A 22,861-nucleotide genomic window follows, 5' to 3' on the forward strand; every position below is an offset into this window, starting at 1 on the left:
CGCTGGCCCCCGCCTCGCGCGGCGGAGCCAGCGACGGGCGCTTCGGCCATTCACGACAGCACACCCGCTCGCCGTGACGGTCGGTCCCCGGCCGGTCGTCAGAGCCGGTCGTCGTGCGGCGTGATCTCGTCGGCGTCGACGACGATCGACCGGCCGTCGTCGAAGGTGACAAGCACGCGGTCGTCCGGCATGGCCTGTGCCGTGCCGACCTGACCGTCCCTCGTGCGGACCAGAGGCCGTCGCAGGTCCGACGAAGCCGGCGGATGGTCCTCGAAAACCGCGGGAGCGGTGCTGGTCGCCGTCGCGGTGCCGGTCGCCGCGAAGCCGCTGATCCTGATCATGCTCCGCCCGGCGAACGACACGTACAGGGCCGGGTCGGCGGGGTTCGAGACCCAGTCGACGTAGCAGTTGGCGGGCCGGCCCCGGACGGCACCCGTGTCGAGCAGACGAGTCCAGGTGACGCCGTCGGTGGTCATGAACGCACCGGCGAGACCGACGGCGAAGCGGCGCCCCGGGTTGACGGGGTCGAACTGCATGTCGCTGAGGATGGAGCCGTAGTGGTCGCCCTGGCCGTCGGCATCCTCGTCACGGTCGGCGCCGATACGGCCGCCGCAGGTGAGCATCTGTTCCAGGCTGGCGTCGACACGCCAGGTGACACCGCCGTCGTCGGAGCGCACGACATGCTCACGGTCCAAGACGTAGAGCAGGGCGGGCCGGTACGGGTCGACGAAGAACCGGCGCGCCTGCCCGGCACCCCCACCAGGCACCAACTGCTGCCAGGCGGCCATCCCGTCGGTCCACTTCCAGAGGCGACGCGCGTCGTCACCGCCGACGACGAACACGGTGCCGCTGTGCCCCCCGGACGCCTGGACGAGGCTGACGTTCGGGTCGGGCAGGAACGGCCCCTGTTGCTCGAACGGCCCACCCTCGCCAGCGCCGAAGTTGGGAATGACGAACAGGGGCCGCGGCGGGAAGGTGCCGTCGCCCCTGTTGACGGCGATGAGGACGCCCGCGTCACCGAACCCGACGATGTCGGCGTGACCGGCGCTTGTCACGTCGGCAAGAAACCGTGGATGCTGCTCGACCCGCCAGTCGGAGTCGAAGCCGAAGTCGGGGACGGCGGGTGTCGGCGTGAACGCAAACGTGCCGTCGCCCCGCCCGAGTGCGACGTAGACCCCGTCGTCGCCGAACGCCACGATGTCCCCGCCGCCACCACCGGTCAGGTCCGCCAACACCCGGACATGCTTCTCCACCCGCCAGCCAGACTCGTAACCCAGATCCGCCAACACGAACTGCGCCCCGGCGAACGTGCCATCACCGTTGTTCAACGCGACCCACACACCGTCGTCACCGAACGCCACGACGTCGGCACAACCATCACCGGTCAGGTCCGCCAAGACCCGAACATGCCTCTCCACCCGCCACCCACCAGCCTCATACCCGAAATCGGGAATCGCCGGCACCGGAGTGAACGCGAACGTACCGTCACCCCGGTTCAGAGCCACATACACACCGTCGTCACCGAACGCCACGATGTCGGCCCGGCCGTCACCGGTCAGATCCGCCAACACCCGGACATGCTTCTCCACCCGCCAGCCAGACTCATAACCCAGATCCGCCAACACGAACTGCACCGCGCCGAACGTGCCGTCACCGTTGTTCAGCGCGACGGAGACGCCGTCGTCGCCGAAGCCGACGATGTCGGCGCAGCCGTCACCGGTCAGGTCCACCGCGAACCGGAGGTGCTTCTCGACCCGCCAACTGCCCGCATCGTGCCCGAAGTCGCTGACCACGGGCACCGGCGTGAAACGGAAGGTGCCGTCGGAGTTGCTCAGCGCCACATAGACGCCCGCGTTGCCGAAGGCGACGATATCGGCGCCACCGGAGTTGGTCAGATCGGCGAGCAGCCGTGGGTGCTTCTCGACCCGCCAGCCGGACTCGTAACCCAGGTCCGCGAGGACGAGCCGCGGGTCGGCGAACGAGCCGCGGGACGTGCTCAACGCGGTCCACACGCCCGCGTCGCCGAAGCCGACGACGTCCGCGTGACCTTCACCCGTGACGTCCGCGAGTAGGCGGAGGTGCCTGTCCACCCGCCAGCCGCCGGGGGTGTCCCAGTCCGTGCGCTTCGTGACGTCGCGCAGGTTGCGGGCGCGCAGCAGCACGGCCAGGTTGTTGGGCAACGTGCCCAGTTCGCGGGACGAGAAGTTGCCGAAGAAGCGGATGAAGACCTGGTCGTCGGGCTGCGGGGCGTCACCCGGCAGGTCGTGCACGATGGGACGGTAACCGCGAATGACGAACCCACTTGTCGCATTCCAGATGGTCGAACCAGAGCGCAGGGACGGCCCCGGAATCATCTGCCGTCGCGTCCTGCTGGCGATATCCGGCAGTTCGCCGGGTGCGGCGCCATAGACGGCCAGGGTCTGGCCCGTTCCTCCGGTGGCGAACTCACCGTCGGTGTTCCAGCGCGGCGTGAAGACCAACATCGAGGACGGCCGCAGCGGATCGGCGAAGGAGCAGTCGTTGTCGCCGCCGCCGTAGTCCTGCGGCCGCCACGTCCGCCCGCCGTCGGCTGAGGCGAAGCCGTCGTTGTCGCCGGTGTTGAGCGAGATGACCGGGCCACGGCCCGGGATCGCCACGCCGGCGATGTTCACGACGGAGAGAGTGCTGATGCTGCCCGCGGCGTGGAAGTTCCGACCGCCGTCGGTGCTGCGGAAGATTCCCCCGTCGCTGGCCATCCAGACGGTGCCGGAGGTCGCCGCGTACGACCCGTCCTGGAACGTTGCCGTGAAGTCGGGCGACAGGAAGATCCCGTGCAGGTCGACGTGCGCGTGTTGACCGTCGTCGAGTTCGTGCCAGTCCGCCGCGGACGCGGGATCGAGCGGGGCTGCGAAGACCTTCGCGCGTTGTGGGCCGTAGAACAGCACCTCGCCGCGGCCCGGTTGGGTGGCGGCGACAAAGACGTTGCCGCTGAACTGTTTCTGTTTTCTCAGGTCAGGCAGCGGCACCGGGGTCCACCGCGACGCGTTCGTCTGGCTGAACTGTGTGTAGTCGCCACGCCACAGCTCGGGCGGCACCAGGTTGGCGTCGGCCGTCGCGAAGACCTCCAGCGGCGAGCGGGGTGACACCACCATGACCCGCTCGTTCGGCGCGTTCGCGAGACCCGTCGCCCCGCCGATGGTGGGCGGGACCGGCCCGACGTCAGAAGCCCAGGTCAGGCCGGCGTCAGCGGAGACGAAGACCTTTCGGCTGGCGAGCGCGTACACGATCGGGGGTTGGAGAGCGCCCGGGGGCGTGGCGGCGACCGCGACGTGGTTGACCGGTTGGAAGCCGCCGCCCGGCATGGGCATGACGTCGGCGAAGGTGGCGCCGCCGTCGGTGCTGACCGCAAGCGAGCTGCCGCCCGCGGCGTAGACCAGGTTCGCGGTGCCCGGCGCCCAGACGAGCTGACCGGCGCCGGGCAGCCGTGCCTGGCCGGCGGAACGGGGGAACCCGTGTACGCGCGTCCAGTTCACCCCTCGGTCACTCGAACGCCATACACCGGCGTCCTGTGACTCGCGGTCGCACTGCGCCAGGGCGAGCACGACCGCCTCGGCCCCGAAGTTGGGTAGCACGAGCCGCGGCGGCTCGAAGGAGGTCCCGCTGGCGAGGCTGACGTAGACGCCAGCGTCGCCGAAGCCGACGATGTCGGCGTGGCCGTCGCCGGTCACGTCGACGAGGAACCGGGGATGCTTCTCCACCCGCCACCCCGAGTCGTAGCCGAAGTCGCGCACCACCAACTGCGACGGCTGGAAGGTGCCGTCCCCGTTGTTGCGGGCGAGGTGGACGCCCGCATTGCCGAAGCCGACGATGTCCGCGTGACCGGGGTTGGTCACGTCCGCCACCAGGCGTGGGTGCCGTGGAACCCGCCAGCCACCGGCGTTGTGGCCGAACTCGTTGAGGGCCGGTGTGGGCGTGAACGCGAACGTGCCGTCGCCCCGCCCGAGTGCGACGTAGACCCCGTCGTTGCCGAACGCCACGATGTCGGCGTGCTCGTCGTCGGTCAGCTTGGCCAGGAAACGCGGGTGCTTCTCGACCCGCCACCCGGAGTCGTAACCCAGATCCGCCAACACGAACTGCGCCCCGGCGAACGTGCCGTCACCGTTGTTCAACGCGACCCACACACCATCGTCACCGAACGCCACGACGTCGGCACAACCATCACCGGTCAGGTCCGCCAAGACCCGAACATGCTTCTCCACCCGCCACCCACCAGCGGCATACCCGAAATCGGGAATCACCGGCACCGGAGTGAACGCGAACGTACCGTCACCCCGGTTCAGAGCCACATAAACCCCGTCGTCACCGAACGCCACGATGTCGGCCCGGCCGTCACCGGTCAGATCTGCCAGGAAACGCGGGTGCTTCTCGACCCGCCACCCGGAGTCGTAACCCAGATCCGCCAGCACGAACTGCGCCGCGCCGAACGTGCCGTCACCGTTGTTGCGGGCGACCCAGACGCCCGCGTCACCGAAGCCGACGATGTCGGCACGGCCGTCACCGGTCAGGTCGGCCACGAACCGCGGGTGCCTGTCCACCTGCCAACCGCCGGCCTGCGTCCCGAAGTCCGCCGACAGCAGCCGCGGCGCGGCGAACGTACCGTCGGATCTGCTCGTCGCGGTCCACAAGCCGGTGTCCCCGAAGCCGACGATGCCGGCGCCGGGGTCAGCGGAGATCCCGCCCAGCAGGCGCGGATGGCGCTCGACCGCCCAGCGCGCCGAGTCTGGCGCGACGGCGATCGACGTCACGCAGTAGCCGCCCATCGCGCCCGGCACACCGAACTGACCCGCACCTGGCTGCGGCCGCTCTACCTGCGACCACGACTCCCCGCCGTCCTCGGAGACCCAGAGGTTGCTCGAAAAGGACCCGGCGAACACCAATTGACCATCGTCGGAGCTGTCGAGGGACAGCATCCGCCCCGTCGTGAACTGTCCCGACTTCCGGCTCGGCGTGTTGGACCGGGTCGGGCTGACATCGTTGATCGTTGGCACGAGGGCCCTCCCGGGTGAGTCCCCTACTGCGCGAGCGCCGTCCGCCGCCACTCGAAGCGGGCGGACACCGCGAACACCGCGGACAGGACGAACAGCCCCGCGACCATCAGCCACTCGACCGTGCCGTCGTGGTTGTCGGGCTCGAAGCCGAACGCCTCAAGCCAGTCCTTCCAGAGAAGGGTCAGCACGAACAGCACTCCGAAAAGCGCCGCTGATGCGACCTCGACCCAGAAGCGGGTCCGAACCGTGCGCTGTGGAGGATTCACGTCTCGCTCCTCGCCAGGAGAACCATGAGGTTCGATTGACGCAGCGTAGGCCCGATTCGCAGTTCGTGGACGTCCGGTAGGCGACAGCTCACCCGATGATGCGCCATCAGCAAACCCGGAGGCTGGGGCGCAAGAAAAAGGAGTGGCTGTCCGTGCGGGACAGCCACTCCTGTTCGGTGTGTGCGCCGAGGTCAGCCGGCGAGATACTTCGCGAGGTCGTCGAGGATCTTGTTGGCGGCGCCGACGCCGATGCCGGTCATCCAGACCTCGTCGGAGACGGAGTACGCCTTGCCGGCCTTGACCGCGCCGAGGCCCTTCCAGAGGGTTCCGCCGGCCACCTTGGCCTGCTCGGCGGCGGCCTTGTCGCCGTACGCGGTCACGAAGATGACGTCACCGTCGACCTCGTTGACCCGCTCGGGGCTGACCAGGTCGAAGCGCTTGTCCTCCTTGTTGGCGAGCAACTGCCGCTCGGGGCGCCCCAGCCCGGTGTCACCGAGGACGATGCCGGAGAAGGAGTCGGGGCCGTACACCCGGATGTTGCCGGGCAGGAACCGCACGATCGACACCTTGCGCGCGGCGGCGTCGCCGAGGGTCGCGCCGAACTCCTTGGCCCGCTTCTCGTACGCGCCGAGCAGGTCCTTGGCCTGCTGCTCGCGTCCGAGCGCCTTGCCGTCGAGGAGGAAGTTGTCCTTCCAGGTGATGCCCACCTTGTCGGTGAACACGGTCGGCGCGATGGCGGACAGTTCGTCGTAGAACTTCTCCTGGCGGAACTTGCTGCCGAGGATGAGGTCGGGCTTGAGTGCGTTGATCGCCTCCAGGTCGGGCTCGGCGAGCACGCCGACTGTCTTGATGGTGGCGAGCTTGTCCGCGCCGAAGTAGGTCGGCCAACTCTTGGCCTCACCTGCGGTGGCCGCGCCGACGGGCGTGACGCCCAGCGAGAGCGCCGTGTCGATCTTGTCGGTGTCGAGCACGACGACGCGCTTGGGCTCCGCCGGGACCTTTGTCGTGCCCATGGCGTGGGTGATCTCCCGGGTCTCCCCGGTGGTGGAGCCGACGACCGGGTCGCTCTCACCACAGGCGGTGAGACCGACGCCGAGGGCGACCGCCACGGTGAGAGCGGCGACGAGACGACGCATCAGAGTCCTTTCGAGGGGTGCGAGGCGGCGAGCGGGTTGGCCGCATCGCCGGTAACGGGTCGGGTCACCGGTACGGGCGCGGAGTTGCCACCGGTGTACGCGGGCACCACGAGCGGCGCGCCGGTCACCGGGCAGGCAACGACCACACAGGCCAGCCCGAAGACGTCGCGGACCAGGTCGGCGGTGAGGATCTCCCGGGGCGGTCCGGCGGCCACCACGGCGCCGTCGCGCATCGCGACCAGGTGGTCGGCGTACCGGGCGGCCTGGTTCAGGTCGTGCAGCACGGCGACCACGGTGCGACCCCGCTCGACGCGCAGCCGGTGCAGGAGGTCCAGCACCTCCACCTGGTGGGCCAGGTCGAGGAATGTGGTCGGCTCGTCCAGCAGCAGGGCGTCGGTGTCCTGGGCGAGCGTCATGGCGATCCACACCCGCTGCCGCTGACCGCCGGAGAGGCTGTCCACCGGCCGGTCCGCCAGGTCGGTCACGTCGGCCAGGGCCATCGCCTCGTCCACCGCCGCGCCGTCCTCCGACGACCACTGCCGCCACCAGCGCTGGTAGGGCTGCCGGCCGCGGCCGACCAGGTCCGCCACGGTGACGCCCTCGGGCACCAGCGGGCTCTGCGGCAGGACGCCGAGCCGGCGGGCGACCTCCCGGGTGGGCAGGTCGCGGATCGCGGTGCCGTCCAGCAGCACCGTGCCCCGACGCGGGTTGAGCAGCCGGGCCATCGTGCGCAGCAGGGTGGACTTGCCGCACGCGTTCGGCCCGACGATCACGGTGAACGCGTCGGTGGGCAGGTCCAGGTCGAGGCCGTCGAGCACGGTCCGCTCGTCGTAGCCGGCGACCAGGTCGCGGGTGGAGAGCATCACACGACTCCTTGGGGGCGTCACGACGACCGCCGCCGTCCGCGCAGCAGCAGGAAGATGAGGTACGGGCCACCGATCGCCGCGGTCAGCACCCCGGCGGGCAGTTGCGTGGGCGCGAACAGCCGCCGGCCGGCCAGGTCCGCCAGCACCAGCAGCAGCGCGCCGAGCAGCGCCGCGCAGACAAGCGGTGGCCGTTCGGCGCGTACCAGCCGCCGGGCCACCTGGGGGGCGACAAGCGCGACGAAGTCGACGGCGCCGACCTGGGCGGTGACCATCGCGGCGACGACCACGCCGGTGCCGGCCAGGCCGATCCGGCGCGCCACCGGGCGCAGCCCGACGCCCCGGGCGGTGTCGTCGTCCAGGGCGGTGCTGTTCAGCGCCCAACCGGCCCAGGCCAGCACCGGCAGCAGCACCAGCAGGGTGCCCGCGATCCAGGCGGCCTCGGTCCAGCCCTTGCCGGCGAGGGTGCCGATCAGCCAGATCTGCGCCCGCAGCCCGTCGATCGGGTCGGCGGTGAGCATGACCACCTCGGTCAGGGCCCGGAAGGCGAACGCCACCGCCACGCCGGCAAGGACGAACCGCTGCGCGGCCAGCCCGTGCCGGGCGCCCAGGGCGAACAGCAGCACCGCCGCGAGCAGCCCGCCCACGAGCGCGGTGGGTGCCACCAGCACCGCGGCCATTCCGCTGGTCAGGGCAACCGTGGCGGCCAGGCCGGCGCCCTGGGTGATGCCGATGACGTCCGGGCTGGCGAGCGGGTTGCGGGCCACGCTCTGGATCAGGGTGCCGGCCACGCCGAAGGCCGCGCCGGCGACCGCCGCCAGCACGACCCGCGGCAGCCGAAGATCAAAGACAAGGAGGTCGTACGGGGTGCCCGCGCCGGAGAGCGCGCGCAGCACGTCGGCCGGGGCGACGTACGGGGTGCCCAGCGAGAGGCTGAGCACGACGGCCAGTAGGAGCAGCACGGTCAGCACGGCGGCCACCAGCACCGCGCGGCGGCGGATCAGCAGGCTGACCGGGCCGATCCGCAGCAGCGACCGTCCGGGCAGCCGGGCATCGGACGAGGCGGGGGTCGCGGGCGACACACGTACGGTGGTCACGCGGTCACCACCCGGGCGCGGCGGACCAGGACGGCCAGCAGCGGCGCTCCGATCAGCGCGGTGACGATTCCGGCGGGTATCTCGCCGGGTGGGGCGACGAGCCGGCCGACGACGTCGGCGCCGAGCAGCAGCGCCGGACCGAGCAGGGCGGAGACGGCGAGGGTCCAGCGGTGGTCCGCGCCGACCAGGGCACGGGCCAGGTGCGGCACGGCCAGCCCGACGAAGGCGACAGGTCCGGCCGCGGCCACCGCCGCGCCGGTCAGCAGCACCGCGGCGAGGCCACCGCCGAGTCGGACCAGGCCGATGCGGTGGCCGAGGCCGCGGGCCACGTCGTCGCCGAGGGCCAACGCGTCCAGGCCTCGGGCCACCAGGGCGGCCAGCAGCAGACCGGCGAGGACGAAGGGCAGCACCTGCGCGGTGACCGACAGGTCGCGGCCGGCGAGCCCGCCGACGACCCAGAATCGGTACTCCTCGAAGGTGCGGGCGTCGATGCTGAGCAGCGCGTACACCCCGGAGGCCAGGCTGGCGTCGAGCGCCGCGCCGACAAGCGCGAGGGTGACCGGGCTGGCGCCCTCGCGGGCCCGGGTGGCGATGGCGAAGACCAGCAGCCCGGCGATCAGCGCTCCGGCGATGCCGAACCAGACGTACCCGGCGAGCGTGCCGACGCCGAAGACGGAGATGGCGAGCACCACGCCGAACGACGCGCCCGCGCTGATGCCGAGGATGCGCGGCTCGGCGAGGGGGTTGCGGGTGAGCGCCTGGAACAGCACACCGGCCACGGCGAGCGCGAGACCGACGGCGAGGCCGAGTGCGGTACGGGGCATGCGCAGCTCACGAACGATGGTGCTGGCGTCGCCGCCGTCCGGTGCGACGAGGGCATGCCAGACCTGGTCGACGTCGAGGTGCCGGCTGCCGAGCGCCAGGCTGGCCAGCACGGCGAGCAGCAACACCAGGGCGGCCCCGACGGTGACGGCCAGCCGGCGGCGGGTGCGGGTGCCGGACCGGCCGCGGACCTGGGTCGGCCGGCTGGCGAGCGCGGTCACGAATCTCCCTGCACGATCGGGCTTAGGTTCGCCTAACCTTAGCCGACCTGCGGAAAGCGACCTAACCAGCGTCGGTCGATGCCGTCGAGGGATCCTCCGGCGCGCCGCCGTCCCCGGTCGCCGCGCCGCCGCGAGGCAGCACGGTCAGCGGCCGCATCATCTCGTTGTCCTCGTGCTCCAACAGGTGACAGTGCCAGGCATAGCGGCCCGGCAGGTCGAAGCGCGCCTTGATCCGGGTCACCTCCCACGGGTACGCGAGCACCGTGTCCATCCGCCCCCGGTCTCCCGGGCCGGGCCGTACCCGGCCGGAGTGCCCGTGGCCCAGCAGCTCGAACTGGACCTGGTGCAGGTGGACCGGGTGCACGTGCCTGGTGAAGTTGCGCACCTCCCACACCTCGGTCGCGCCGAGGGTGGGCTGCTCGGTCACCGGGTCGCTCCAGCGCAGCGGCAGACCCCGGCCACGGTCGTCGAGGACGCCGAGCAGCATGGCCGTCGACCCCGACCCGGCCGACCGTTGTTCGTTGAGGGACAACCGGCGGACCCGCTGGGCCGCTCCGAGTGGCTGGTACGCCGGCAGCCGCAGCCGCTCCGGCGGGACGCTCGGGTCCACCCCGGCCTCGTCGGTGACCACGAAGCGCAGCACCTGCCCGGTTGTCCGCGGGTCGGCCGGCGCGAAGTCCACACCCGGCCGGCCGCCGCCGTACATCCCGTCGGGTCCCTCGTTGACGAGGTACAGCTCGGTGCCGGCCGGCACGTCGCTGAAGTCGACGATCGCGTCGACCCGCTGGGCGGGGCCGAGCGTCACGCGCTCGTGCGGCACGGGCTCGGGCAGGAAGCCACCGTCGCCGCCGATCTGCCAGACCGGGAGCACCGGGCGGGCCGGCCGCGCGGTGGCGTTGGCGGCCACGCTGAGCAGCAGGAACCTGCTGTTACAGGCGTTGAGCAACCGGAACCGGTACCGGCGACGCCGCACCGTGAGCGTGGGCCAGGTACGGCCGTTGACCACCATGGTGGAGCCGGAGAACCCGGGCACCCAGGTCGGCGGCCCGTCGCCGCCGCCGGAGTACCGCCGCGGGTAGCGCAGCTCGCCGTCGGCGGTGAAGCTGCGGTCCTGGATCATGAGCGGGATGTCGTGGTGTGCGGTGTTCGGCGCGTCGGCGCGGGCCGGCGCCGGGCCGGGCAGCACCCCGTCCGGCAGGTCGTCCCCGCCGCCGAGCAGGTAGAACCCGGCCGGTCCGGCGTAGACGTTCTCCCGGGTGAGCCCGAGCGTGTGGTCGTGGTACCACAGGGTGCAGGGCCGCTGGTCGTTGGCGTACTCGAAGGTGGCCGAACCCGGCGCCCAACGCAGGCCGGTGTGTTCGGCGAAGCGGGACCGGAATTCGCGGTACGCGCTGCCGGCCGCGGCGAAGTCGGGCGGTAGGTCGCGGGTCACCGGCAGGTACCACGCCTCGGAGTGCCCGTCGCTCTCCTGCCTGCTGTGCCCGCCGTGCAGGTGCACCACCTGAGGCACCGGCCCACGGTATCCCTGCGGGCTGCCGTCGGTGTGCCCGTGCCGGTCGCGGCCCTCGACCCCACCGGCCGGGTTGGCCCAGTGCAGGGTGGGGTCCACCGGCAGCAGGTGCGGCAGGTGGTCGCCGCGCCCGTCGACAAGCTGGTTGATCCAGGTCACCCGGACCGGGCGGCCGACGCGCGCCACGATGCTGGGCGCGGGGTAGCCGAAGCTGCCGGGATGGGCGGTGGAGCCGTAACCCCACACGGTGGTGCGCGGCCACGACGGCGGCAGGATCTGCTGGCGGAACTGTCGCACCGCGATCTCGTACGTGTCGCGCTCCGGGTCGGTCGCCACCGCCGGCATGGCCGGTGGGATCCGCAGCGGTGTGACGTACTTCGGGATGTCACAGGCGTCCAGCGAAGCCACCGTGGCGGCCGCCCGGCCGGACGCCGTCCAGCCCGCCGGGCCCAGCATCGCGGCGCTGCCGGCGGCGCCAGCCGCGAACAGCCGTCGTCTGGTGACCATGCCGCACCTCCAGTTGATCCCGACCCTGACAGAAGAAGAATGGGTTTCGCGGAGTGCCACCGGAGGGACGGAAGGCGGATCAGACCCAGAAGAGGGATATTTCGGACCAGCCGCGCCCTAGGGTGAGGGCATGCGATTCGACCAGCACACGGTCGTCCTGCTCCTGCGACCGGCGGATCCGCCGGAGCTGCCGCAGGACGCGATCGACCGGTTGCGGGACGCGCATCTGGCCCACCAGGCGGGGCTCGTCGAGCAGGGGCTGGTGCTCGCGACCGGGCCGTTCCTGCACCCCGACGACGATCTGCTGCGGGGCTTCGTCGTGCTCTCCATCGCCCCGGACGAGGCGCGCGCTCTCTACGCCAACGACCCGGCGGTGCGGGCCGGGCGCCTGGTCGCGCAGGTGACGAGTTGGCTGGTCCCGGAGGGCAACGTGCGGTTCGAGGGAGTGCCGATCCCCCGGTCGATGCTGGAGGCGGCCTCCGGCGACTGACTCAGCCGGACAACGAACCGATCTCGACCACCCGCAGGTCGTCCACCTCGCCGATGATCACGCGCAGCGCCGGGAAGTGGTCGGCCAGCACCTGCCGGCAGTCGCCGCACGGCGCACTGACCTCGCGGCCCCGGTCGGCGATCGTGACGATCGTCTCCAACTCGGTGACCCCCTGCGTGGCGGCCGTGCCGACCACCACCAGCTCGGCGCAGGTGCCGCCCGTGGCGTGCTGGACGTTCACGCCCGTGAAGACCCGCCCGTCGGCGGTCCGGGCGGCCGACGCGACGGTGTGGCGCGGGCTGCGGCACCGCAGTTTCGCAACAGCGGTGGCGGCCTGCACAAGTGCCCGGTCGGTGTCCCGCATCGTCATTTCGGCCCCCGCACTCGACGTCGGCCGCCCACTCTAGGTCCCGGGCCCGACCCCCGACGGACCGGCCGCGCGATATCCCGGGGGCGGTCCGCCGTCCGGCTGCCTATCCTTGGGCACGACATGCAGAATCCAACCGCCTCCGTCGCGACCGACCCGGTCCGCGAGCTGCACCGCCGCCTGATCCCTCTGATGTTCCGCGACCAGCGCCGGCTCCAGCGGCGCCTCGACGGTGCCCGCAAGCTGCGCGACCCGCAGCGCCGGGAGGCGGCACTTGCCGAGATCACCGCCGACCTGGTCCGGGCCGAGCAGCGACTCGCCACCCGCCGAGCGGCGGTGCCGGTGATCACGTACCCGGCGGGGTTGCCGGTCAGTGAGCGCAAGGACGACATCGCCGCCGCCATCCGCGACCACCAGGTGGTGATCGTGGCGGGCGAGACCGGCTCCGGCAAGACCACCCAGCTGCCCAAGATCTGCCTGGAGTTGGGGCGCGGGGTGCACGGCCTGATCGGGCACACCCAGCCCCGGCGGTTGGCGGCCCGGACGGTGGCCGACCGGATCGCCGACGAGCTGGGCACCGAGCTGGGTGACGTCGTCGGCTACAAGGTGCGCTTCAGCGATCAGGTGAGCGAGCGCAGCCTGGTCAAGCTGATGACCGACGGCATCCTGCTGGCCGAGTTGCAGACCGACCGGATGCTGCGCCAGTACGACACGTTGATCATCGACGAGGCGCACGAGCGCAGCCTCAACATCGACTTCATCCTCGGGTACCTGCGGGAGCTGCTGCCCCGCCGACCCGACCTCAAGGTGATCATCACCTCGGCGACCATCGAGACCGACCGGTTCGCCCGGCACTTCGCCGGGCCGCCCACGGCCGACGAGCCGGAGGGCGTGCCCGCGCCGGTGGTCGAGGTCTCCGGCCGCACCTACCCGGTGGAGGTGCGCTACCGGCCGCTGCTCGAACTCGCCGAGGGCGAGGAGGACGGCGACGGCGACGAGGAGACCGTCCGCGACCAGATCCAGGCGATCGGCGACGCCGTCGAGGAGCTGGCCGCCGAGGGTCCCGGCGACATCCTGGTCTTCCTCAGCGGCGAACGCGAGATCCGGGACACCGCCGACGCGCTCGCCAAACTGGCGCAGACCAAGCGCTCGCTGCTCGGCACCGAGATCCTGCCGCTGTACGCCCGGCTCTCCAGCGCCGAGCAGCACCGCGTCTTCGCCGCGCACACCTCGCGGCGGGTGGTGCTCGCCACGAACGTCGCGGAGACCTCGCTGACCGTGCCCGGCATCAAGTACGTGGTGGACCCGGGCACCGCCCGGATCTCCCGCTACTCCAGCCGGCTCAAGGTGCAGCGGCTGCCGATCGAACCGGTCTCCCAGGCGTCGGCCAACCAGCGCAAGGGCCGCTGTGGGCGTACCTCCGACGGCATCTGCATCCGCCTCTACGACGAGCAGGACTTCGGATCCCGGCCCGAGTTCACCGACCCGGAGATCCTGCGTACCAACCTGGCGTCGGTCATCCTCCAGATGACCGCGATCGGGCTCGGCGACCTGGCCGCGTTCCCGTTCATCGACCCACCGGACAAGCGCAACATCACCGACGGCGTCAACCTGCTGCACGAGCTGGGCGCGCTGGACCCGACCGAGGCCGACCCGGCGAAGCGGCTCACCACGTTGGGCCGGCGGCTGGCCCAGTTGCCCGTCGACCCGCGGCTGGCCCGGATGGTGGTCGAGGGCGAACGCAACGGCTGCGCCACCGAGGTGTTGGTGATCGCCGCCGCGCTCTCCATCCAGGACCCGCGCGAGCGGCCGGCGGAGAAGCAGGCCCAGGCCGACCAGGCGCACGCCCGGTTCGCCGACAAGGAGTCGGACTTCGTCGCCTACCTCAACCTGTGGCGCTACCTGCGGGAGCAGCAACGGGAGCTGTCCTCCAGCGCGTTCCGCCGGATGTGCAAGGCGGAGTACCTGAACTACCTGCGGATCCGCGAGTGGCAGGACATCGTCGGCCAGTTGCGGCAAGTGCTGCGTACCCCGGCCGACGGCGACCGGCGCGGTGGGCGACCGGCGCGCGACACCGCCGACGGCACGGACGCCGGCCGGGGGGAGAGCCGGCGCGGCGGCGCGGACCTGCCGGAGGAGTTCGACACCCAGAAGGTGCACCAGTCGCTGCTGCCCGGCCTGCTGTCGCACATCGGCCTGAAGGACGCCCAGAAACACGAGTACCTGGGCGCCCGGGGGGCGAAGTTCGCCGTCTTCCCCGGCTCGGCGCTGTTCAAAAAGCCGCCACGCTGGGTGATGGCCGCCGAGCTGGTGGAAACCTCCCGGCTCTGGGGGCGCATCGCCGGCCGGGTCGAGCCGGAGTGGGTGGAGCCCCTCGCACAGCACCTGGTCAAGCGCAGCTACAGCGAGCCGCACTGGGAGAAGAAGCAGGCCGCCGTGATGGCCTACGAGAAGGTCACCCTGTACGGCGTCCCGCTGGTCACCTCCCGCAAGGTCAACTTCGGTCGGATCGACCCGGCGCTGAGCCGGGAGCTGTTCATCAGGCACGCCCTCGTCGAGGGCGACTGGCAGACCCACCACCAGTTCTGGGCGGACAACAAGCGGCTGCTCGCCGAGATCGAAGAGTTGGAGAGCCGGGCGCGACGCCGGGACATCCTGGTCGACGACGAGACCATCTTCGGCTTCTACGACCAGCGGATCCCCGCCGACGTGTCCTCCGGGCGGCACTTCGACAGCTGGTGGAAGAAGACCCGCCGGGAGCAGCCCGACCTGCTCACCTTCACCCGCGACGTGCTTGTCAACGACGGTCGGCCGGGGGTCGACGAGGACGACTACCCGGACGAGTGGCAGGCCGACGGGGTACGCCTGCCGCTGACGTACCGGTTCGAGCCGGGCACGCCGACCGACGGCGTCACCGTGGACATTCCGCTGCCGCTGCTCAACCAGGTGCCGGCGGAGAGCTTCGACTGGCAGGTGCCGGGGCTGCGCGAGGAGACGGTGATCGCGCTGATCCGCTCGCTGCCCAAGGCGATCCGCCGCAACTTCGTGCCGGTGCCGGACTACGCCCGCGCCGCGCTGGCGGCGATCACCCCCGGCGACGCGTCGCTGCTGGACGCGCTCACCCGTGAACTGCGCCGGATGACCGGGGTCACCGTGCCCCGCGACGCCTGGGAGCCGGACAAGCTCCCCGCCCACCTCCGGGTGACCTTCCGGGTCCTGGGCGACGACGACAAGCCGGTCGCCGAGGGCAAGGACCTGCCGACCCTGCAACGCCAACTCCGCCAGGAGGTACGCCAGGTGGTGGCGGCCGCCGCGCCGGAGGTGGCCCGTGCCGGGCTGCGCGAGTGGAGCATCGGCACCCTGCCCCGGACCATCGAGCAGGTCCGTGCCGGTTACGCGGTCACCGCGTACCCGGCGCTCGTCGACGAGGGCGCCACCGTCGGGGTGAAGGTGTTCGACTCCCCCGCCGAGGCGGAGGCGGCGCACTGGGCCGGCACCCGTCGGCTGTTGCGACTCACCGTGCCGTCGCCCGCCCGGTTCCTGCAGGGGCGGCTCACCAACGAGGCGAAGCTGGCGCTCAGTCGCAACCCGCACGGCGGCGTGCAGGAGCTGATCGAGGACGCGGCCGGCGCGGCGATCGACCGGTTGATCGGCGACGCCGGCGGGCCGGCCTGGGACGCCGAGGGCTTCGCGGCGCTGCGCGAGAAGGTCCGGGCCGACCTGGTCGACACGGTGGTCGAGGTGATGGACCGGGTCCGCCGGGTGCTCGCCGCCGCGTACGCCGTCGAACAGCGACTCGGCGCCACCCGCAACCTCGCCGTGGTGGCCGCGCTCGCCGACATCCGCAAACAGCTCGCCGGTCTGGTGCACGCCGGTTTCGTCACCGAGACCGGGTACGCCCGACTGCCCGACCTGCTGCGCTATCTCAGCGCCATCGAGCGTCGGCTGGAACGTCTCGGCGGCAATCCGCAGCGGGACCGCCAGCAGCAGGACCGTGTCGCGGTGGTGCAGAAGGAGTACGACGACCTGCTCGCCGCGCTGCCACCGGCCCGCCGACAGGCGACCGCCGTGCGGCAGATCCGCTGGATGATCGAGGAGTTGCGGGTGAACGTGTTCGCCCAGGCGCTGGGCACCCCGTACCCCGTCTCGGAACAGCGGATCTACCGGGCGATGGACGACGCCGAGGGCCGCTGACCGACGCCGGTCGGCGGTCGGTCGGCGGCCGGTCGGCGGCCGGTTGTCCGTCCGTCCTTTGCTCTGCACCCGCGGAGGCGACACTCACGGTCCGTAGCTGGCGCCTCCGCGGGTGCAGAGCAAAGGGAACGCACGACCCTCGCGGCGGTCAGCGCGCGTGCACGGAGAGCCCCCGCGGGCCTGCCACGGTCCGGACGGCGCTGGTCAGCGCCGTGCCGCGGGCCGGCGCGGCGGCGGGCGACCACCAGGCCCGGTTCTCCCGGTACCAGTGGAAGACCTCGCTCAGCCCGTCCTCGAACCGGATCTGCGGCGCGAAGCCCAGCTCGTCGGTGATCTTGCGATAGTCCAGCGAGTAACGCTGGTCCTGCACCTTGCGGTCGGGGACGTGCCGGACCCGTTCCCAGCCGGCGCCGGCCAGCCGCAGGATCCGCTCGGCGAGGGCGCGGTTGGTGAGTTCGCGGTCACCACCGATGTTGTAGACCTCGCCGGCCCGGCCCTTGGCCAGCACCAGGGCGATGGCCCGGCAGTGGTCGTCCACGTGCAGCCACTCGCGCACCGCGCTGCCGTCGCCGTGCAGGGTGATGTCCTGACCGGTGAGCAGGCTGGTGACGAAGCGCGGGATGACCTTCTCCACATGCTGGTACGGGCCGTAGTTGTTGGCGCAGCGGGTGATCGACACGTCCACGTCGTACGTGCGCCAGTAGGACCGGACCACACAGTCGCTGGCGGCCTTCGACGCCGCGTACGGGGAGTTGGGCTCCAGCACGCAGTTCTCGTTCCAGGAGCCCGTGCTGATCGACCCGTACACCTCGTCGGTGGAGACGTGCACGACCCGCCCGACGCCGCCGCTGGCGCACGCGGCCAGCAGGTGGTGCGAACCCATCACGTTCGTCTCGAAGAACGGCGACGGGTCGTCGATGGAACGGTCGACGTGGGACTCAGCGGCGAAGTGCACCACGGCGTCGTGCCCCGGCACCACGTCGGCGAGCAACTGCCGGTCGCAGATGTCCCCGCGGACGAACGTCAGGCGGGGGTGCGCGGCCGGCAGGTTGGCCCGGTCACTGGCGTACGTCAGCTTGTCGATCACGGTCACGTCGCAGTGCTCGAACCCGGTGTACCGCCCGCCGAGCAGACTGCGCGCGAAATGTGACCCGATGAAGCCAGCACCGCCGGTAACCAGGATCCTCATGGATGCCTCCCTGCCGGCGAGAAACGGCGTCGGCGCGTCATGCTGAGACGAATGGGGCTTTTGCCCGCAAGAAACCACCTTAGGTGACACGGGCCGACACGGACGGTGATATCTGCGCCTTAGGTATGAATTAACCCAGTGGGTCGATTACCGGACCCGATCAGAGCGGATCCACCCCCGGCGGGAGGTCGTCGCCGTCGATCGCCGCCTGGATGTAGTCGAGCAGGATCCGCCGCAGTTCCCGGCCGGCGTGGGTCGGCACGACGTCGCGCCGACGGGCCACCGCGATGGTCCGCCGCACGCCGGGCGGGGCGAGGGGGGTGATCCGCACGCCTGGCCGGCGAGCCAGCACGATGCCGGGCACGAGCGCGATGCCGAGCCCCGCCTCGACGAAACTCAGCACCGCGTCCATCTCGCCGCCGTCCACCGCGAAGGTCGGTTCGAAGCCCGCGTCGCGGCACGCCTGGATGGTGGCGTCGCGCAGGTCGTACCCCTCCCGGAACATCACCATCGGTTGGTCGCGCAGGTCGGTGATGCGCAGCTCCCCGGTCGTCGACGCGGTCGCCACCTCCCCCACCGAGGCCACCACCAGGCTCTCGCGCAGGATCGGGTCGACGCGCAGGCCCGGATCGGCGCCCTGGGCCGGCATGATGATCAGCGCCAGGTCGAGGTCGCCGCGCAGCAGGTCGCGGACGAGGTCCTGGGAGCCGCCCTCCTCGACGCGCAGGTCGATGGTGGGGTGGGCGTCGCGGAACCGGCGCAGCACCGGCGGGGCGAGCGAGGTGGCCAGGCTCGGGGTCGCCCCGAGCCGGACCCGGCCCCGGCGCAGCCCGACCAGCTCCTGCACCTCCCGGGTCGCGGTCTCCACGTCGGCGAGGATCCGGGTGGCCAACGGCAGCAGCACCTCACCCGCCGCGGTGAGCGCGATGTTGCCCCTTACCCGTTCGAACAGGGGTGCCCCGAGGTCGGCCTCCAGAGCGTGAATTTGCTTACTGAGAGACGGCTGAGTGATGCCCACGATGTCGGCGGCTTGGGTGAAATGTCGTACTTCGGCCACCGCGACGAAGTACCTGAGCTGATGGAGCTGCATCTACATAGCCTACGGCTATCAACACTACGAGTTTGATGCATTGGACGACTGATCGAAGTGCTCCTAGCGTCGGTCCTGTGGTAATCACGAGAACTCGGTCGCCCATCCGCTCGAACGTCGGCCTGAAGGCCGTCATGGCGGTGACGGGCATCCTGCTGGCGCTGTTCCTCATCGCGCACATGTTCGGGAACCTGAAGGTGTTCACGGGGGAGACCTCGTTCGACCACTACGCGCACTGGCTGCGCGACATCGGCAAGCCGCTGCTGCCCGGCGTCTGGTTCCTGTGGATCCTGCGTACCGTGCTGGTGGTGGCGGTCGTCGCCCACATCGTGGCCGCCACCGTGCTGGCCCGGCGCGCCCGCGCGGCCCGCCCGGTCAGGTACGCCCACCGCAAGAAGGTCAACGGCAGCTACGCGGCCCGCACCATGCGCTGGGGCGGCGTGATCATCCTGCTCTTCGTGATCTACCACCTGCTGGACCTGACCACCGGCACCCTGAACCCGGTCGGCGACGAGAGCAAGCCGTACGGAAACGTCGTCGCCGACTTCGCACCGGAGCGCTGGTACGTCACGCTCTTCTACACGCTCGCCATCCTCGCGGTGGGCTTCCACCTGCGCCACGGCGCGTTCAGCGCGTTCCGCAGCCTCGGCCAGCAGACGCCGCGCGGCGAGCGTCGGGCGCGTACCGCGGCGCTCGTCTTCGCCGTGCTGCTCTGCGCCGGATACCTGGTGGTCCCGTTCGCCGTACTCACCGGATTGGTGTCCTGACATGGAACTCTTCACCGAGGGCGACCCGATCGCCGACACCAGGGCTCCCGCCGGCCCGGTCGAGAAGCGTTGGGAGACCCGGCGCTTCGAGGCCAAGCTGGTCAACCCCGCCAACCGCCGCAAGATGACCGTGATCGTGGTCGGCACCGGCCTGGCCGGCGGCTCCGCCGCCGCGACCCTGGCCGAGCAGGGCTACCACGTCAAGTCCTACTGCTACCAGGACAGCCCGCGCCGGGCGCACTCCATCGCGGCCCAGGGCGGCATCAACGCGGCGAAGAACTACCGCAACGACGGCGACTCCGTCCACCGGCTGTTCTACGACACCGTCAAGGGCGGCGACTTCCGCTCCCGCGAGTCGAACGTGCACCGGCTCGCCGAGGTGTCGGTCAACATCATCGACCAGTGCGTCGCCCAGGGCGTGCCGTTCGCCCGCGAGTACGGCGGTCTGCTGGACACCCGCTCCTTCGGCGGCGCCCAGGTGCAGCGCACCTTCTACGCCCGGGGCCAGACGGGTCAGCAGCTGCTGCTCGGCGCGTACCAGGCGCTCGAACGGCAGATCGGCCTGGGCAACGTCGAGATGAACACCCGGCACGAGATGCTGGAGCTGGTCCTCGTCGACGACAAGGCCCGCGGCATCGTCGTCCGGGACATGGTCACCGGCGAGATCAGCACCGAGATGGCCGACGCCGTCGTGCTCGCCTCCGGCGGCTACGGCAACGTCTTCTACCTCTCCACCAACGCCAAGGGCTGCAACGTCACCGCCACCTGGCGGGCGCACCGCAAGGGCGCGTACTTCGCCAACCCCTGCTACACGCAGATCCACCCGACCTGCATCCCGGTCTCCGGCGACCACCAGTCGAAGCTGACCCTGATGAGCGAGTCGCTGCGGAATGACGGCCGGGTCTGGGTGCCGAAGACCAAGGGCGACGACCGCAGCCCCAAGGACATCGGGGAGGACGAGCGAGACTACTACCTGGAGCGGATCTACCCCTCCTTCGGCAACCTGGTCCCCCGCGACATCGCCTCCCGCGCCGCGAAGAACGTCTGCGACGAGGGCCGGGGCGTCGGACCGACCAAGCTCGGCGTCTACCTCGACTTCGCCGACGCGATCAACCGGCTGGGCCGCAAGGCCATCGAGGCCAAGTACGGCAACCTCTTCGAGATGTACGAGCGGATCACCGGCGAGGACCCGTACGAGGTGCCGATGCGGATCTACCCCGCCGTGCACTACACGATGGGTGGCCTGTGGGTCGACTACGACCTCCAGTCGAACATCCCCGGCCTGTTCGTGATCGGTGAGGCCAACTTCTCCGACCACGGCGCGAACCGCCTCGGCGCCTCGGCGCTGATGCAGGGCCTCGCCGACGGCTACTTCGTGCTGCCCACCACCATCGCCAACTACCTGGCCTCCGGCCCGCTGGAGAAGGTCGATGCCAGCCACCCGGCGGCGGTCGAGGCCCGCACCGACGTCGAGGATCGCGTTCAGCGGCTGCTCGCGGTCAACGGTGACCGGACCGTGGACTCGTTCCACCGGGAACTGGGCCAGATCATGTGGGAACACTGCGGCATGGAACGCAGCGAGGCTGGCCTGCGCAAGGCGATCGACGAGATCGGCGGCCTGCGCGAGCAGTTCTGGCAGCGGGTCAAGGTGTCCGGCACGGGCGAGGAACTCAACCAGTCGCTGGAGAAGGCCGGCCGGGTGGCCGACTTCTTCGAACTGGCCGAGCTGATGTGCATCGACGCCCTGCACCGTGAGGAGTCCTGCGGCGGCCACTTCCGGGCCGAGCACCAGACGCCCGACGGTGAGGCGCAGCGCGACGACGACCGGTTCGCGTACGTGGCGGCCTGGGAGTTCGCCACCGACGGCGAGCCCTCGGTGCTGCACAAGGAAGACCTGAAGTTCGAATACGTCCACCCCACGCAGCGGAGCTACAAGTGAACCTGACCCTGCGCATCTGGCGCCAGAAGGGCCCTGAGGACAAGGGTCGGATGGTGACCTACCCGGTCGACGACGTGTCCCCGGACATGTCCTTCCTGGAGATGCTCGACGTACTCAACGAGCGGCTCATCCTCGCCGGCGAGGACCCGGTCGCCTTCGACCACGACTGCCGCGAGGGCATCTGCGGCATGTGCGGCCTGATGATCAACGGCGACGCGCACGGGCCGCAGCGCGGCACCACCGCCTGCCAACTGCACATGCGGCAGTTCACCGACGGTGAGACGATCGACATCGAGCCGTGGCGCGCCAGCGCCTTCCCGGTCATCAAGGACCTGGTGGTCAACCGGGGCGCCTTCGACAAGATCATCGCCGCTGGCGGTTACATCACCGCGCCGACCGGCAGCGCGCCCGAGGCCCACTCCACCCCGGTCGCCAAGGCCAACGCCGATGCCGCCTTCGAGTCGGCGGCCTGCATCGGCTGCGGCGCGTGCGTGGCGGCCTGCCCGAACGGCTCCGGCATGCTCTTCACCGCCGCCAAGCTCACCCAACTCTCGCTGCTGCCGCAGGGCCAGCCCGAGCGCTACACCCGGGTCATCGGCATGGTCGACGCGCACGACGAGGCCGGCTTCGGCGGCTGCACCAACGCCGGCGAATGCACCCCGGCCTGCCCGAAGGGCATCCCGCTGAACACCATCGGCCGCCTCAACCGCGACTACCTCGCGGCCACCGCCAAGGGGGCCGGCAACACCCCCGGCTCCTGAGGCGCCGACCACCTGGACCGCCGTACCCTCTTCGGGGGTACGGCGGTCCGGCGTTTGTCCTGCTTTGGCCTTTGGGCCTTTGGGCGTTGGGCCTTTGGGCGTTGGGGCTTTGGCCGTTGGGGCTTTGGCCGTTGGGGCTTTGGCCGTTGGGGCTTTGGCCGTTGGGCTTTGGGCCTTTGGGCCTTGGGGCGTTGGGGCGTTGGGCCTTTGGGCCTTGGGGCGTTGGGCCTTTGGGCGTTGGTTGCGGGTGGGGCTGGGGCGGCCGTCCCCGGCTCCGGGCGGTCAGGCTTGATCCCTCCGCCGGGGACGGTCGCCCCAGCCCTGACCTTTGTCACGGCCCGTCCGCCGGTTGCGCTCCTGCTGGGGTACGCCGACAACGGCCTACCGACGCGCCCACGGACCCAGGCCGGGCGGACCTGTCCCGCCCACTCCGACAACGGCCCACCCACGCGTCCACGAACCCGGGCCGGCCGGACCCCGCCCACTCCGGCCGCGCCGGCCCCCACACTCCACTCCCCCACGCCCTCACCCCGACACGGACCGCCTCGCCCCGCCACGGACCGCCTCGCCCCGCAACGAACCGCCTCGCCCCGCAACGAACCGCCTCGCCCCGCA

General features: G+C 71.2%; 15 protein-coding genes. 5 read left to right on the plus strand and 10 right to left on the minus strand.

From position 1 onward, the window contains the following. Positions 1-98 precede the first annotated feature (98 nt). The 7 genes from ACLQ29_RS09865 to ACLQ29_RS09895 all read right to left on the minus strand — a co-directional run bounded on the left by ACLQ29_RS09865 (position 99) and on the right by ACLQ29_RS09895 (position 11,449). Positions 99-5,027: an FG-GAP-like repeat-containing protein gene (locus ACLQ29_RS09865; RefSeq protein ID WP_425771316.1), complete on the minus strand. Its 4,929-nt coding sequence runs from the start codon at positions 5,025-5,027 to the stop codon at positions 99-101. Positions 5,028-5,050: 23 nt separating this feature from the next. Continuing rightward, positions 5,051-5,293, minus strand: a complete 243-nt coding sequence (locus tag ACLQ29_RS09870; RefSeq protein ID WP_425771317.1) for an ABC transporter permease — start codon at positions 5,291-5,293, stop codon at positions 5,051-5,053. Between the two features lie 191 nt (positions 5,294-5,484). Next, positions 5,485-6,429: an ABC transporter substrate-binding protein gene (locus tag ACLQ29_RS09875; RefSeq protein ID WP_425771318.1), complete on the minus strand. Its 945-nt coding sequence runs from the start codon at positions 6,427-6,429 to the stop codon at positions 5,485-5,487. Then, positions 6,429-7,292, minus strand: a complete 864-nt coding sequence (locus ACLQ29_RS09880; RefSeq protein WP_425771319.1) for an ABC transporter ATP-binding protein — start codon at positions 7,290-7,292, stop codon at positions 6,429-6,431. The genes ACLQ29_RS09875 and ACLQ29_RS09880 overlap by 1 nt, the downstream gene beginning before the upstream one ends. A 20-nt stretch (positions 7,293-7,312) precedes the next feature. Beyond that, positions 7,313-8,389, minus strand: coding sequence for a FecCD family ABC transporter permease (locus tag ACLQ29_RS09885; RefSeq protein WP_425771320.1), 1,077 nt, complete (start codon positions 8,387-8,389; stop codon positions 7,313-7,315). Next, on the minus strand, positions 8,386-9,432 hold the full coding sequence (locus ACLQ29_RS09890) for a FecCD family ABC transporter permease (RefSeq protein ID WP_425771321.1): 1,047 nt from the start codon (positions 9,430-9,432) through the stop codon (positions 8,386-8,388). The genes ACLQ29_RS09885 and ACLQ29_RS09890 overlap by 4 nt, the downstream gene beginning before the upstream one ends. Positions 9,433-9,493: 61 nt before the next feature. After that, the gene (locus ACLQ29_RS09895; RefSeq protein WP_425771322.1) at positions 9,494-11,449 is read right to left on the minus strand and encodes a multicopper oxidase family protein; all 1,956 of its coding nucleotides are present in this window, start codon (positions 11,447-11,449) and stop codon (positions 9,494-9,496) included. A gap of 130 nt (positions 11,450-11,579) precedes the next feature. On the opposite strand from ACLQ29_RS09895, the gene ACLQ29_RS09900 reads away from it, so the two are divergent. Then, the gene (locus ACLQ29_RS09900; RefSeq protein ID WP_425771323.1) at positions 11,580-11,939 is read left to right on the plus strand and encodes a YciI family protein; all 360 of its coding nucleotides are present in this window, start codon (positions 11,580-11,582) and stop codon (positions 11,937-11,939) included. 1 nt (position 11,940) lies between these two features. On the opposite strand, the gene ACLQ29_RS09905 is transcribed toward ACLQ29_RS09900, so the two are convergent. Beyond that, positions 11,941-12,309, minus strand: coding sequence for a cytidine deaminase family protein (locus ACLQ29_RS09905; RefSeq protein ID WP_425771324.1), 369 nt, complete (start codon positions 12,307-12,309; stop codon positions 11,941-11,943). A 120-nt stretch (positions 12,310-12,429) separates the two neighbouring features. Here ACLQ29_RS09905 and hrpA point away from each other — a divergent pair, with 120 nt between their 5' ends. Next, on the plus strand, positions 12,430-16,500 hold the full coding sequence (gene hrpA, locus ACLQ29_RS09910) for an ATP-dependent RNA helicase HrpA (RefSeq protein ID WP_425771325.1): 4,071 nt from the start codon (positions 12,430-12,432) through the stop codon (positions 16,498-16,500). Between the two features lie 148 nt (positions 16,501-16,648). On the opposite strand, the gene rfbB is transcribed toward hrpA, so the two are convergent. Further along, complete coding sequence (gene rfbB / locus ACLQ29_RS09915; protein WP_425771326.1) at positions 16,649-17,689, minus strand: dTDP-glucose 4,6-dehydratase; 1,041 nt, start codon at positions 17,687-17,689, stop codon at positions 16,649-16,651. Between the two features lie 160 nt (positions 17,690-17,849). Then, positions 17,850-18,779 carry a LysR family transcriptional regulator gene (locus tag ACLQ29_RS09920; RefSeq protein ID WP_393367516.1) on the minus strand — a complete coding sequence of 310 codons (930 nt, stop codon included), beginning with the start codon at positions 18,777-18,779 and terminating at the stop codon, positions 17,850-17,852. A 35-nt stretch (positions 18,780-18,814) separates the two neighbouring features. On the opposite strand from ACLQ29_RS09920, the gene ACLQ29_RS09925 reads away from it, so the two are divergent. From ACLQ29_RS09925 to ACLQ29_RS09935, 3 genes are read left to right on the plus strand one after another with little or no spacing between them, the layout of a single operon-like run. Continuing rightward, the gene (locus ACLQ29_RS09925; protein ID WP_425771327.1) at positions 18,815-19,546 is read left to right on the plus strand and encodes a succinate dehydrogenase cytochrome b subunit; all 732 of its coding nucleotides are present in this window, start codon (positions 18,815-18,817) and stop codon (positions 19,544-19,546) included. Position 19,547: 1 nt separating this feature from the next. Then, positions 19,548-21,485, plus strand: a complete 1,938-nt coding sequence (locus tag ACLQ29_RS09930; RefSeq protein ID WP_425771328.1) for a fumarate reductase/succinate dehydrogenase flavoprotein subunit — start codon at positions 19,548-19,550, stop codon at positions 21,483-21,485. Then, positions 21,482-22,246: a succinate dehydrogenase/fumarate reductase iron-sulfur subunit gene (locus tag ACLQ29_RS09935; protein ID WP_357245649.1), complete on the plus strand. Its 765-nt coding sequence runs from the start codon at positions 21,482-21,484 to the stop codon at positions 22,244-22,246. The genes ACLQ29_RS09930 and ACLQ29_RS09935 overlap by 4 nt, the downstream gene beginning before the upstream one ends. Positions 22,247-22,861: the final 615 nt, after the last annotated feature.

The organism is Micromonospora sp. DT228 (assembly GCF_049841595.1).
Lineage (GTDB): Bacteria > Actinomycetota > Actinomycetes > Mycobacteriales > Micromonosporaceae > Micromonospora.

Coding starts and splice junctions, on each gene's coding strand:
- ACLQ29_RS09905 (WP_425771324.1), bottom strand. CDS start 12,309: ATGACGATGCGGGACACCGACCGGGCACTTGTGCAGGCCGCCACCGCT.
- ACLQ29_RS09930 (WP_425771328.1), top strand. CDS start 19,548: ATGGAACTCTTCACCGAGGGCGACCCGATCGCCGACACCAGGGCTCCC.
- ACLQ29_RS09875 (WP_425771318.1), bottom strand. CDS start 6,429: ATGCGTCGTCTCGTCGCCGCTCTCACCGTGGCGGTCGCCCTCGGCGTC.
- ACLQ29_RS09900 (WP_425771323.1), top strand. CDS start 11,580: ATGCGATTCGACCAGCACACGGTCGTCCTGCTCCTGCGACCGGCGGAT.
- ACLQ29_RS09895 (WP_425771322.1), bottom strand. CDS start 11,449: ATGGTCACCAGACGACGGCTGTTCGCGGCTGGCGCCGCCGGCAGCGCC.
- ACLQ29_RS09880 (WP_425771319.1), bottom strand. CDS start 7,292: ATGCTCTCCACCCGCGACCTGGTCGCCGGCTACGACGAGCGGACCGTG.
- hrpA (WP_425771325.1), top strand. CDS start 12,430: ATGCAGAATCCAACCGCCTCCGTCGCGACCGACCCGGTCCGCGAGCTG.
- ACLQ29_RS09920 (WP_393367516.1), bottom strand. CDS start 18,779: ATGCAGCTCCATCAGCTCAGGTACTTCGTCGCGGTGGCCGAAGTACGA.
- rfbB (WP_425771326.1), bottom strand. CDS start 17,689: ATGAGGATCCTGGTTACCGGCGGTGCTGGCTTCATCGGGTCACATTTC.
- ACLQ29_RS09925 (WP_425771327.1), top strand. CDS start 18,815: ATGCATTGGACGACTGATCGAAGTGCTCCTAGCGTCGGTCCTGTGGTA.